Genomic DNA, 12497 nt, shown 5'->3' with positions numbered 1-12497 from the left:
TCCCTCCCTGACCTGGCCGACCCGCGCAAGCTGGCCATCGATTTCAGCCGTAGCGCCGTACCGCGCTACGTCCAGCTGGCCAGTCTGTTCCGCAATCGGGTGGAATCGGGTGATTGGGCGGTCGGCACGCAAATTCCCACGGTCGATGAACTGGCCGAGGAATGCCAGGTGGCCCGCGCCACGGTACGCCAGGCGCTGGACATGCTGGAAGAGGAAAAGCTGATCGCGCGCTACCGTGCCAAGGGCACGTTCGTGATCGGCAAACCGCAGGAGCAGTTCTGGTGCGAGGTGGCCACCGACTGGTCAGGCCAGTTGCTGGCACCGGAAGGTGCCACCATCGAAGTGCTGACCGAGCGCGAGCGGCTGGCGCCGGCACCGGTGGAGCCGTCGCTGGGCCAGATGGCCGAGGCCTACGAGCACTGGCGGCGCCGCCACTGGCGCAATGGCAAGCCGTATTACCTCGGCGATGTGTATATCGATGCGCGCGTCTGCGCCCGCATCCCGAAGAAGTCCTTCGAGACCAAGACCTCGATGCGCATCTTGCGCGATCTACCGGGGCTGGAAATCAAGGAGGCACACCAGACGCTGACGCTGGGCTCGGCCGATCCGCTCATTGCGGAACTGCTGCAGATCCCGCTCAATGCGCCGATCGCGTATGTGACGCGCTCGGCGGTAGACCAGGCCGGCCGCGTCGTGTTCGTGGGCCGGGGCATTTACCGGGGCGATGTGATCCGCCTCGACATACGACTGAAGTAACGGTGCACCGATTGCCGTTGCCAGTCATCGACAGATGAGGAAACGGCATGAAACTCCATTGGTCGCCACGCTCGCCCTTCGTGCGCAAGGTGGTCATCCTGCTCAAGGAAACCGGTCTCGAATCGCGCGTGCAGCTGGTGCGTTCGGTGGCCGCCATCGCCACGCCCAATCCGGCCATCATGGCCGACAATCCCCTCTCGCAGATTCCCGCGCTGGTGCTGCCCGGCGGTGAGCCGCTGTACGACTCGCCGGTGATCTGCGAATACCTCGACAGCCTGCACGACGGCCCCCGGTTCTTCCCTGCGGCCGGCCCGGCACGCTGGACTGCGCTGCGCCGCCAGGCACTGGGCGACGGCATGCTGTCGGTATTGCTGATCTGGCGCCAGGAACGCATGAAGACGCCCGCCCAGCAACTGGATAGCTGGCTGCAGGCATTTGCGCTCAAGATCAGCACTGCGCTTGACCGTCTCGAAGACGAGGCCCCGGCCCTGGCCGACAGTGGCTTCGACATCGGCCATCTCACCCTCGGCTGCACGCTGTCCTATCTCGATTACCGCTTCGCCGATCTCGACTGGCGTGCCGGCCACCCGCAGCTGGCGAGCTGGCATGCGGGATTCTGCCTGCGTCCCTCGGCACAGGCGACGGTGCCGGACGACGCTGCGGCCTGAACACGGTCGCCCTTCTTTTTTCTGCTTTTTGGTTTGATATCGGAGTTCTCATGGCAGGTCCGCTTTCCCACATCAAGGTGCTCGATCTTTCCCGCATCCTCGCTGGTCCCTGGTCGGGCCAGATCCTGGCCGATCTCGGCGCCGACGTCATCAAGGTGGAGCGCCCGCGCGTGGGCGACGACACCCGCAGCTGGGGCCCGCCCTTCCTGCGTGACGCAGAGGGCAACGAAACCCGCGAAGCCGGCTACTACCTGGCCTGCAACCGCGGCAAGCGGTCCATCACGGTGGATCTGAACACGGCCGAGGGCCAGCGCATCATCCGCGATCTGGCGGCGCGCTCGGATATCCTCCTGGAAAACTACAAGGTCGGCACCCTGGCCAAGTTCGGCCTGGATTACGCCAGCCTCAAGCAGATCAACCCCGGCCTGATCTACTGCTCGGTGACCGGCTTCGGCCAGACCGGCCCCAAGGCCGACAACGCCGCCTATGACTTCATGATCCAGGCCATGGGCGGCCTCATGAGCGTCACCGGTGAACGGGACGACCTGCCAGGCGGCGGCCCGCAGAAGGTGGGCGTGCCCATCGTCGATCTGATGACCGGCATGTACACCTCGGTGTCGGTACTGGCGGCGCTGGCGCGACGGGCAGAGACCGGCCTGGGCGACTACATCGATATCGGCATGCTCGACGTCATGGTGGGCTCGGTCGCCAACCAGGGGATGAACTACCTGATCTCCGGCAAGACCCCGCAACGCGCCGGCAACAAGCATCCCAACATCCAGCCCCAGGACGTGTTCGCCTGCGCCGATGGCTACATCGTCCTGGTGGTCGGCAACGATAGCCAGTTCGCCAAGTTCTGCCAGGTGATCGGCCAGGCCGGATGGCCGGCCGACGAGCGCTTCGCCACCAACGGCAACCGGGTGCGCAACAAGGATGTGCTGCTGCCCATGATCACCGACGTATTGAAGACCCGTGGCATGCAGGAGTGGGCCGCGCTGCTGGATGCCGCCGGGGTCCCGTGCAGCCCGATCAACACCATCCCGCAGGTGTTCGAGGACGAACAGGTGAAACACCGCGAAATGCTGATCCAGATCCCCCACCCCACTGCCGGGTCGGTGCCGCAGATCCGCAGCCCGATGCGCTTTGCCGACGCTGCCTTGCGCTTCGACAAGGCGCCGCCCCTGCTGGGCCAGCATACCGACGAGGTGCTGACCGAACTCGGCTTTGATGCCGCCCAGATCGCCGCGTGGAATGACGCTGGCGTGATCTGAAATCGAACCACGACAAGAACCTGACCGAAACGCCATGCCAAGAATTTCCTTCCCCTCCCCGGAGACCATGAACGCCGAACAGCGTGCGGTCTACGACGACATCGTCAGCGGCCCGCGCGCGCGCCTGGTCGGCCCCTTGAAAGCCGCCCTGCACAACCCGGCACTGGCTGACCGCTGGCAGAAGATGGGTGCCCTGCTGCGCTTCGGCACCAGCATTCCGCCGCGTCATAGCGAACTGGTGATCCTGGTGGCAGCGCGGCGCTGGAACAGCCAGCTCGAATGGGCCATCCATGCGCAGGCAGCACAGGCCGCCGGCCTGCCACAAACGGTGATCGATGCGCTATGCGCATGCCAGCCCCCCTTGTTTGCCGACGCCGCCGATGCCCACGTCTACGAATATGCCCGGCAACTGCAGCAACACGGCAATGTCGACGAGGAGGTGTATCAACGTGTGCTGGGTCTGTACGGCGAGGCGGGCATCGTCGAACTGGGTGCCATCCTGGGCTACTACACGATGGTGGCCATGACGCTCAACGTGCACCAGATTCCGGTGCCGGAGGAATATGCCGAGCCGCGCCTGCAGGTCGCCACGCAACAGGGCCGGCCGCAGTTGGCCGACTTGCCGCCTGGCCAGCTGAGCCCGGTCAAGGAGGCGCTATCGTGACGACCTCCGGCTTCATCCCCACCGAGACCGAGACACCGCGCATGCCCACGGCGCCGCGCACCTCCTTGCCGGCCCAGGCTTGCGACAGCCACGCCCATGTCTTCGGTCCGTATGCGGCTTTTCCGTTATCCACCGCATCGAACTATCCGCCGCCGCTGGCCCCTGCCGAACTCCATGCGCAGATGCTGGCCACGGTAGGTGCACCTCGCGGGGTGCTGGTGCAACCCGCTCCTTACGGTAGCGATCCGGCATGCATGCTGGCAGCCATCGCCGCCAGTGCCGGACAGGTACGCGGCATCGCCGTGGCCAGCGCCGACACACCGCTGGCCACTATGCAGGCCTGGCATGCCGGCGGCATCCGTGGTCTGCGTTTCGTGGAAATGCTCACCCCTGCCGGTGACAGGTTTGCCGGCAGCGTGGGCGTGGACGATCTGCTGCAGCTGGCGCCGGCCATGCGCGAAGCGGGCCTGCACGCGCAACTGTGGGCGCCCTGCGAGGCCTATGCGCAGCTGTTGCCGCAGCTGCGTGCGACCGGGCTGACACTGGTACTGGATCACATGGCCTGCCTGAAGGTCGAGCGCGGCGTCGATGATCCCGCCTTCCAGACGGTGCTGGCCGCGCTTCGGGACGGTGACGTATGGGTCAAGCTGTCGGTCTGCCGGGTCTCCGGTGCGGCCCCCGCCTATGCCGATCTCAAACCCTTCCACGACGCCCTGGTGGCGGCCAATCCGGCGCGCCTGCTGTGGGGCTCGGACTGGCCCCATGTACGCATGGGGGAGAAGGCACCGGATGTGGGCGCACTCATCGACCTGTTCCACCAGTGGGTGCCGGACGCCGCGGTGCGGCAGCAGATCCTGGTGGACAACCCGCAGACACTGTATGGCTTTGACCAGGCCGGCCGTTAAATTCACGACGAGGGATTCCATGTTCGACTTCACCCAGCTCAATGTCAGACTCGATGGCCATGTCGCCACGCTGACCCTGAATGCGCCGCCGGTCAATGCGCTGACCCGCACGCTCAACGATGAACTGACGATGGCACTGGACGCCATCTCCGAGACCGATGACATTCGCGCCGTCGTGCTGACGGGTGCGGGCAAGGTGTTCTGCGCCGACGCCGATCTCAAGGGCCGCGCCGAGAACATCCGCCAGCCGGGTGACTTCATGGCGCACTCGCGGCGCACCCGGGAATGCTTCCATGCCGTGCGTGAATGCGCCAAGCCTGTGGTGGCCGCCATCAACGGCGCCGCACTGGGCTCGGGGCTGGCACTGGTGGCCTCTTCGGACATCCTGGTGGCGTCCGAGCAGGCCAGCCTGGGCCTGCCGGAGGTCGATGTCGGCCTGCTCGGTGGTTGCCGCCATGCCATGCGCCTGTTCCCGCATTCGCGCCTGCGCCGCATGGCCCTCACCGGCTACCGGGTCGGCGGCCAGGAGCTGTATCGGCTGGGCATCGTCGAAGCCTGCGTGGCGCCCGAGGCCCTGCTGGAGACGGCACTGGAGATCGCCCATGTGATCGCTTCCAAAAGCCCGGTCTCCACGCGCATGGGCAAGCACACCATGAACGTCATCGAAGACCTGAGCCTGCGCGACGGCTATCGCTACGAACAGGACATGACCGCCGCCATCGGCAAGACCGAGGATGCGCGCGAAGCGCAGCTGGCGTTCAAGGAAAAGCGCGCACCGGTCTTCACCGGCCGCTGACCTCTGCCGGTGCCGTCCCACCGCTGCACACCCACGTAGCGGCCGGCCCGGAACACCTTCACAAGATTCCACCACTGCGACCTCGCCGTCGCAGTGGAAGGGACACGTCTTGCCTGCGCCCGGCATCGGGCCGGGCAGCAGACACATATCAACCACAAGGAGGAGCATCCATGTCTTACCCATTTTCATCACAGTTTTCCCCGTCGACAAGGCAGTCCGACACCCGCACATATGCCCGCCAGCTGGCCCTGGGCGCCGCCCTGCTGCTGTCGACCCACGCCGCGTTGGCGCAGTCCGGCGTGACCATCTACGGCATTGTCGATACCGGCTTCGTGCACGAAGCCGGCGGCCGCAACGGCTCGGTCAACAAGATCACCGGCGGGATAGGATCGGGTTCCCGACTCGGCTTCAAGGGGACCGAGGATCTCGGTGGCGGCATGGCGGCGCTGTTTGTACTGGAGTCCGGATTCCAGAGCGACACCGGCGCGATGGGCCAGGGCGGCTTGCTCTTCGGGCGCCAGTCCTATGTGGGCCTGTCGGGTTCGCAAGGCACGCTCACGGTGGGCCGCCAGTACACGCCACACTACACCGGCTTCGTACTGGCCGATCCGTTTGCGGCAGGCTTTGCCGGTAACGCTGCGAACCTGGCGGCGAATTCGGGCAGTCGCATGGACAACACGGTCAAGTACGTGTCACCTTCCTTCGGCGGCGTCTCCGCCGAAGCCGTCTACGGTTTCGGCGAAAACGCCGGCTCCAATGCCATGGGCCGCGCCTGGGGCGGCGCCCTGGCCTATGCCAATGGCGGCCTTTCGCTACGCCTGGCGCACCACAACCGCAACATGGATACGCCCACCGTCCAGCGCAGCGAGAACGCCAAGAACACGCTGCTCTCCGGCAGTTATGAACTGAAGGTGGTCAAGTTCAACTTCGGCTATGGCATCAACAAGGGCTATGGCAGCTCGGCACTCAACAATGCCAATGCCTACGGCCTGGCGGTGGCCCCAACCCCGACCACCGACAGCCGCGACATGATCCTCGGTGTGACCCTGCCCTTGGGACAGCACAAGCTGATCGCGTCCTACATCCGCAAGGATGACCGCACCCGCTTCAACCAGGATGCTTCGCAACTGGGACTGGGCTATCTATATGCGCTCTCCCGACGTACCGAACTGTACACAACGGTAGCCAGGATCTGGAACCAGAACGGCGCCGGCTACACGGTGGGCAGCGCCATCGAGACTGGCTCGGGCGACATGGCCTGGAATGCCGGGATCAGGCATACGTTCTGAGCAGCACCTGCCTGAGCGCATGCGTGGATACGAGTGGGCAGCACGGCAGGCTCCGACCTGCCGTGCTGCCCGCGCCAAGACCGTGACAAGAAAAAGGATTCCCCATGAAGATTGCGATGTTGCTGGCCGCCGTAACGGCATGGCTGGCGTGGAGCGCGCCACTGGCGGCAGCCAATGTACGCAACCATGCCGTTGTTCAAGAGGGGGAAACGTCGATCGAGGTCATCGTCGATGAAGCCTCAGGCCCCGATGCCCGGGAGCGCAAGGGAGTGATCGTGCTGCTGCCTTCCTCGCAACGCGGCAGCGAGGATTTCGACACCGTCGCCGAGCTCCTGGCCCAGGCTGGCTACCGTGTGCTGCGGCCGCAACCGCGTGGTATCGGAGCCAGCCGGGGACCACTGGAAGGGATGAACCTGCACACCCTGGCCGGTGATGTGGCGCTGGCGATCCGGCTGTTGGGCCAAGGTCGCGCCGTCGTGGTGGGCCATGCCTATGGACATTACGTGGCCCGGGTCACGGCGCAGGATTATCCCGCACTGGTACGCGGCGTGGTCGTGGCAGCTGCGGCAGCCAAAGGACGGCTCCCGGCGCAATTGAGCGCGGCGCTGGATACCGCTGCAGACCAGCGCAACTCAACCGCGCAGCGGATTGCGGCGCTCAGAGATGCCTTCTTCTCCGGACCGTTCGTGCCGCAGTCCTGGCTGGAGGGATGGCATCCGGAGCTTGCTTCGGCCTATCGGCAGGCCAGCCGGACGACACCACAGTCGACGTGGTGGCCGTATTCGACCGTACCCATCCTCGACCTGCAAGCGCAGCACGACCCCTGGCGCCCTGCGGCCACCCGCGATGAACTGCGCGACGCCCTGCCCGGTAGGGTGGAGGTGCGGGTGATTCCTGATGCCAGTCATGCGCTGTTTCCGGAACAGCCGCAGGCGGTTGCCAGGGAGATTGTGGACTGGGTCGACAGGCTGGATCGCTGAGGCCTGTTCGCAACGCGCCAGGTTCAGCCCGGCAAGGTCGCCATGATGAACATGCGCTGGAACGGCAACAAGGTACTGCCGTCACTGCGTGGCGGATAGGCCAGATGCATCCTGTGCGCATAATCGGCGCGAAAGGCCTGCAGCTGTTCGCCCTTCATCTTTTCAAGGTAGGGCCGCAGGCTGCTGCCGCTGGCCCACTCCAGCACCGGGTCCTCGCCCTTGAGCACATGAAGATAGGTGGTCTGCCAGATATCCAGGCTCGCCACCCGTGGTCGCAACAGGTCGTGATAGCCACCCATGTCCAGCACATTGCGCCGTTCCGACACGTCACCCAGAACCTCTGCATAGGCCGGCGAGCGCGCCAGCTCCACCTGCGCCAGTCTCAACGGCGCATCGTGCATGACCGGCATCTGCACCGCCAGGCAACCACCGGGATTAAGGAAGGACAACAGCCTTGGGAACAGCTGTGCGTGATCGGGAAGCCATTGGAGGGTCGCATTGGTGTAGATCAGGTCAAGCTTGTGCTCCGGCATCCAGTGGTTCAGATCGGCCTGGATGAAGCGGCCATGCGGAACGGTCGTGCGCGCCTTGGCCAGCATGTCCTCCGAGCCATCCACGCCCAGCACTTCAGCCTCTGGCCAGCGCTGCTGCAGCAAGGCCGTCAGGTTACCGGCACCGCAACCGAAATCGAGAATATGGGCGGGAGCCGGCAAGGGCAGATGCAACATCAGGTCCAGCGCCGGACGCAGGCGTTCACCGCCGAAGCGCAGATACTGGGCGGAGTCCCACGGAACCTGGGGTTGTTGCGGGTCTTGAAGGTTTGGCATGCCTTGCTCCTGATGGGGTCCTTGGATGGGTCACCATCGTATACCTGTGTGCGTGATCTTGCCTGGTAGGGGTGAGCGTTGGCTTGTGCGGCTTTGCGTCATTCGGGTTATCTGCACAGACTTTTTCCCGCAGACTCCAGATCGTTCTCGTACCGAATTAGTAAGCAGGCCAGCACAGGGCGCGCTTCAGCTACCCGAATAAATTAATGATGCCTTTCTTATCGATTCATCTCTATCTGCTGCACTGAGATCAACGATTTGAAACTCATGTACTTTTCGTGCAGCGGTATATTGGCTCAAATCAAGCATGTAAGCCTCATATAGTTCACCCGATGCATTACGTTTCAAGGTCACTCTGGATTTAACCGGATGAATTAGCCGCAAATCAATAAGCTGATCAATTGCGTCTCTGGTTGGACCAACGAGTTTTTGCTCAATGAGGAATACATTACACTTGGATTTCTCTGTACAAAAAAGTACCAGTTTTCTAAAAGCCGCTTCCAGTATTTCTCTGTCCGCGTCGGCGTCTACCTTGAACTCTTCTTGCTTCAAAGGAGCATAATCTCCCGTAGCGAGATTCACGTCTTCGGCGCCTATTTTCGGGCCACGATGATGATCTTCGGCTCTATTTTTAGCTTGAGAAATTGCGTTCGAAAAAATACCGATTGTTGATTTGCATTGAAAACTGACCCAGTTTCCCTGGAAATTTGCATCCTAAATTGACCCATGTTTAGACCACAATCCTGCTCATGACAGCGAGCGGGAGAACGGAGTGATAGACGTGGCCCTACTTGGAATCATTCGACGCTGGTACATCAGAGATCGCGTCTCCATCCGGGAAATTGCCCGCAGGTTGGACATTTCCCGAAACACGGTTCGTCGCTACATTCGATCAGAGGCGATCGAACCTTCCTATGCCAGCAGGCATTCACCGAGCTCTTTGGATGCATATGCCCCAAGGCTTTCCGCGTGGCTGAGCTCAGAGTTGGTCAAATCCCGTAAGCAAAGACGGACCTTGAAACAGATGTTCCTGGAGTTAAGGGGGCTTGGTTATGAGGGGTCGTATGACCGTGTGGCGGCCTTTAGCAGGCAATGGAAGGCGGGTCAGTTAGAGAGGGTTAAATCGGCGAGCAAATCAACAGTGTATCGAACTTCTTTACCTATCACCATGTTTACCAAGCCCGAGTGGCTATTTTGATTCTCAGGCGTTATAGCGTAAGCGGTGTCAAAAAATTGCATCGAAGAAATTCGGTTCAATAAAAATAACAACGCATGGGACTTAGAGGTATCGTGGACCAATGTTCTTACCGCAGCGGCAATACGCCTAGCTTCACCCTTGTTTCCGGAGTCATAAGCGGCTGCTGAACTCTTCAAAAATCCAATTTGTTCTTGCAGACGCTCTTCGTAATCTGCTTGTGTTTGCTGAGTTGAAGTAGCCATGACACCTCCCTGACGATGAAATAAATTTCTTGTTAGCAATTAAAAATATTACAAAAACGCAAGCTCATCTTTAATTACAAGTTTAGTGATATCAAAAAAGGGACTCCGATTTCTCGGAATCCCTTTCTGGTACTGGTGGCCCCCCCGTGAGTCGAACACGGCACCAACGGATTATGAGTCCGCTGCTCTAACCAAGCATGAGCTAGGGGGCCAAAAAATCAGCCGGCGATTTTAACATCTTCGCCGGCCAATTCTGACACCCTAATATCAATTCCCTTCCAGGAAGCTCTTCAGCTTGTCCGAACGGGAGGGGTGACGCAGCTTGCGCAGTGCCTTGGCTTCGATCTGGCGGATACGCTCGCGGGTCACGTCGAATTGCTTGCCCACTTCTTCCAGCGTATGGTCGGTCGACATTTCGATGCCGAAACGCATGCGCAGGACCTTGGCTTCACGCGGGGTCAGCGAGTCCAGAATGTCCTTGACCACGTTGCGCATCGAGGCATGCAGCGCCGCATCGGCCGGGGCCAGCGTGTTGTTGTCCTCGATGAAGTCGCCCAGATGGGAATCGTCGTCGTCACCGATCGGCGTTTCCATGGAGATCGGTTCCTTGGCGATCTTCATGATCTTGCGAATCTTGTCTTCCGGCATTTCCATCTTGATCGCCAGGGTCGCGGGATCCGGCTCGGCACCGGTTTCCTGCAGGATCTGACGCGAGATGCGGTTCATCTTGTTGATCGTCTCGATCATGTGCACCGGAATACGGATGGTGCGCGCCTGGTCGGCGATGGAGCGGGTGATGGCCTGACGGATCCACCAGGTCGCATAGGTCGAGAACTTGTAGCCGCGACGATATTCGAACTTGTCCACCGCCTTCATCAGACCGATGTTGCCTTCCTGGATCAGGTCCAGGAACTGCAGGCCACGGTTGGTGTACTTCTTGGCGATCGAGATCACCAGACGCAGGTTGGCCTCGGTCATTTCACGCTTGGCCATGCGTGCCTTCTTCTCACCAGCGCCCATCTTCTTGTTGATGGCGCGCAGGTCCGGCAGCGGCAGTACGACGCGGGCCTGCAGGTCGATCAGCTTCTGCTGCAGTTCCTTGATGGCCGGGACGTTACGGCTCAGCACGGTGCTGTAGTCATGGTTGGCGGCGACTTCGCCGTCCACCCAGTCCAGGTTCACTTCATTGCCGGGGAAGACCTTGATGAAGTGGGCGCGCGGCATGTTGCACTTGTTGACGGCCACGTCCAGGATCTGACGTTCGACGGTGCGGACTTCATCCACCTGTGCGCGCAGGGTGTCGCACAGCTTCTCGACGATCTTGGCGGTGAAGCGGATGCCCAGCAGCTCGTTGGAAATGATTTCCTGCGCCTTGACGTAGGGCTTGGAGTTGTAGCCTTCCTTTTCGAAAGCCTTGCGCATGTTCTCGAACTGGGTGCCGATGACGGCGAACTTGCCCAGCGCGTCGCGCTTCAACTGTTCCAGCTGTTCGGCGGAGAAGCCGGCAGCGCCGGAACCGCTGTTCTCGCTTTCCTCTTCTTCGTCTTCTTCCTCGTCTTCTTCCGCTTCTTCGTCGTCCTCGTCGGAGTCGGAAGCGGCGGCGTCGACCTGCTGTTCGCTTTCGTTGGGATCGACCAGGCCATCGACGATTTCGTCGACCTTGATCTCATCCTTGGAGATGCGGTCAGCGGCGACCAGGATCTCGGCGATCGTGGTCGGGCAGGCGGAGATGGCCTGGATCATGTCCTTCAGGCCGTCTTCGATGCGCTTGGCGATCTCGATTTCGCCTTCGCGGGTCAGCAGCTCGACCGAACCCATTTCACGCATGTACATGCGCACCGGGTCGGTGGTACGGCCGAAGTCGGAATCGACGGTCGACAGGGCGGCTTCGGCGGCGGCTTCGGCGTCGTCATCGCTGGCGACGTTGGCCACGTTGTCCGACAGCAGCAGGGTTTCGGCGTCAGGAGCGTGCTCGTAGACCGAGATGCCCATGTCGCTGAAGGTGCCGATGATGCCTTCGATGGCTTCCGGATCGACGATGTTCTCGGGCAGGTGGTCGTTGATTTCCGAGAAGGTCAGGAAACCACGCTCCTTGCCGAGCTTGATCAGGGTCTTCAACTTCTGGCGACGACGCTCCAGCTCTTCTTCGCTGGCTTCGGTGTCGGAAGAGAAGGCGTCCTTCAACAAGGCCTTTTCCTTGGCCTTGCGGTCCTTGGCCTTGGCCTTGTCGGCGGCCTTCAGTTCAGTACGCTCGATGGTGTTGAGCGCGGCGACTTCGTCGCTCTCGGGCTGGAATTCCTTGGGCTTGCGGCCACGACGGCCCGGCACCTTGACGCTCGGCAGCACATAGCCGGACGTGTCGATGGCTGCCAGGGCGGCAGCATCAGTGGTTTGACTTACGCTCGACGCGGCAGTCGCGCTGACGTCTTTGCCTTCGACCTGTGCGGCTTTGGTGGTCTTGGCGGTCTTGGTTTCGGGTTTCTTGGTGGTCACGGAAGTCTTCGTCGCTTTCACAGAAACCGCTTGTTCGGCGGCTTGAGGTAACTTGTTGGCTGGCGTTGCAGTACCCTTGGGCGCTGCGGCGCGGGCCGGCTTGGCGGCAGTTGTCTTGACTGTCGTCTTTTTCGGCGTCGCTGCTGCTGCAGTCTTTGCCGTGGGTTTTACGGTGCTGGCTGCCGTCGCAGTCCCCTTGACTGGCGATTTGGCGGCCACCGCCTTGGTGGGCTTGGCAGCGGCGGTGGATTTTACCGCCGTTGCCGGCTTGCTGCTCTTTGTCGACGCTGCTGGAGTTTTCGCGGGTTTCTTCATTGCATTTGCCATAGAATCAACTGCCAATTGAGAATTCACTCATTGCGCCAATCAAGTCATGCTAATGATGCAACTCCGGTACCGATTTCCCGG

14 protein-coding genes and 1 tRNA gene are annotated in these 12497 nt (G+C 61.7%); 10 read left to right on the top strand and 5 right to left on the bottom strand.

Annotated features, from left to right (window positions below; all coding sequences use genetic code 11):
• The 8 genes from HBH1_RS04970 to HBH1_RS04935 all read left to right on the top strand — a co-directional run.
• Positions 1-756, top strand: a 756-nt coding sequence (locus HBH1_RS04970; protein ID WP_369878595.1) for a GntR family transcriptional regulator, incomplete at its 5' end; no start/stop codon positions are given.
• A 47-nt stretch (positions 757-803) separates the two neighbouring features.
• Positions 804-1424: a glutathione S-transferase family protein gene (locus HBH1_RS04965; RefSeq protein ID WP_102661802.1), complete on the top strand. Its 621-nt coding sequence runs from the start codon at positions 804-806 to the stop codon at positions 1422-1424.
• A gap of 50 nt (positions 1425-1474) precedes the next feature.
• Positions 1475-2695, top strand: a complete 1221-nt coding sequence (locus tag HBH1_RS04960; protein WP_102661801.1) for a CaiB/BaiF CoA transferase family protein — start codon at positions 1475-1477, stop codon at positions 2693-2695.
• A gap of 34 nt (positions 2696-2729) precedes the next feature.
• Positions 2730-3359 carry a carboxymuconolactone decarboxylase family protein gene (locus HBH1_RS04955; protein ID WP_166758371.1) on the top strand — a complete coding sequence of 210 codons (630 nt, stop codon included), beginning with the start codon at positions 2730-2732 and terminating at the stop codon, positions 3357-3359.
• Positions 3356-4264 (top strand): amidohydrolase family protein, encoded by a 909-nt coding sequence (locus tag HBH1_RS04950; protein WP_102661799.1) that lies wholly within the window; start codon positions 3356-3358, stop codon positions 4262-4264. Before HBH1_RS04955 ends, HBH1_RS04950 begins: the two co-directional genes overlap by 4 nt.
• Before the next feature lie 19 nt (positions 4265-4283).
• A complete protein-coding gene (locus HBH1_RS04945; RefSeq protein ID WP_102661798.1) occupies positions 4284-5060 on the top strand; it encodes an enoyl-CoA hydratase/isomerase family protein in 777 nt (258 codons plus the stop codon).
• A 170-nt stretch (positions 5061-5230) separates the two neighbouring features.
• The gene (locus HBH1_RS04940) at positions 5231-6349 is read left to right on the top strand and encodes a porin (protein ID WP_233207518.1); all 1119 of its coding nucleotides are present in this window, start codon (positions 5231-5233) and stop codon (positions 6347-6349) included.
• A 104-nt stretch (positions 6350-6453) separates the two neighbouring features.
• Positions 6454-7329: an alpha/beta fold hydrolase gene (locus tag HBH1_RS04935; protein WP_102661797.1), complete on the top strand. Its 876-nt coding sequence runs from the start codon at positions 6454-6456 to the stop codon at positions 7327-7329.
• 23 nt (positions 7330-7352) lie between these two features.
• Here HBH1_RS04935 and HBH1_RS04930 read toward each other — a convergent pair whose 3' ends face one another.
• Together HBH1_RS04930 and HBH1_RS24845 are read right to left on the bottom strand one after the other, a co-directional pair.
• The gene (locus HBH1_RS04930; RefSeq protein WP_102661796.1) at positions 7353-8156 is read right to left on the bottom strand and encodes a methyltransferase domain-containing protein; all 804 of its coding nucleotides are present in this window, start codon (positions 8154-8156) and stop codon (positions 7353-7355) included.
• A gap of 186 nt (positions 8157-8342) precedes the next feature.
• Positions 8343-8738: a hypothetical protein gene (locus HBH1_RS24845; protein WP_146012819.1), complete on the bottom strand. Its 396-nt coding sequence runs from the start codon at positions 8736-8738 to the stop codon at positions 8343-8345.
• Between the two features lie 190 nt (positions 8739-8928).
• Between HBH1_RS24845 and HBH1_RS04920 the strand changes: the two genes are divergently transcribed.
• On the top strand, positions 8929-9354 hold the full coding sequence (locus HBH1_RS04920; protein WP_369878594.1) for a helix-turn-helix domain-containing protein: 426 nt from the start codon (positions 8929-8931) through the stop codon (positions 9352-9354).
• Here the strand turns inward: HBH1_RS04920 and HBH1_RS25195 are convergent.
• The 3 genes from HBH1_RS25195 to rpoD all read right to left on the bottom strand — a co-directional run bounded on the left by HBH1_RS25195 (position 9261) and on the right by rpoD (position 12089).
• A complete protein-coding gene (locus HBH1_RS25195; protein ID WP_146012818.1) occupies positions 9261-9596 on the bottom strand; it encodes a hypothetical protein in 336 nt (111 codons plus the stop codon). The two genes, HBH1_RS04920 and HBH1_RS25195, sit on opposite strands and share 94 nt — an antisense overlap.
• A gap of 133 nt (positions 9597-9729) precedes the next feature.
• Positions 9730-9808, bottom strand: a tRNA-Ile gene (locus HBH1_RS04915).
• 55 nt (positions 9809-9863) lie between these two features.
• Positions 9864-12089 (bottom strand): RNA polymerase sigma factor RpoD, encoded by a 2226-nt coding sequence (gene rpoD / locus HBH1_RS04910; protein WP_233207517.1) that lies wholly within the window; start codon positions 12087-12089, stop codon positions 9864-9866.
• A 115-nt stretch (positions 12090-12204) separates the two neighbouring features.
• On the opposite strand from rpoD, the gene HBH1_RS25360 reads away from it, so the two are divergent.
• Positions 12205-12435: a hypothetical protein gene (locus HBH1_RS25360; RefSeq protein ID WP_233207516.1), complete on the top strand. Its 231-nt coding sequence runs from the start codon at positions 12205-12207 to the stop codon at positions 12433-12435.
• Positions 12436-12497: the final 62 nt, after the last annotated feature.

It is taken from the genome of Herbaspirillum sp. BH-1 (assembly GCF_002870055.1).
Classification (GTDB): domain Bacteria; phylum Pseudomonadota; class Gammaproteobacteria; order Burkholderiales; family Burkholderiaceae_D; genus Herbaspirillum; species Herbaspirillum frisingense.
Note: the sequence above shows the minus strand (reverse complement) of the source record. Positions and strands in the feature narration are given on the sequence as shown.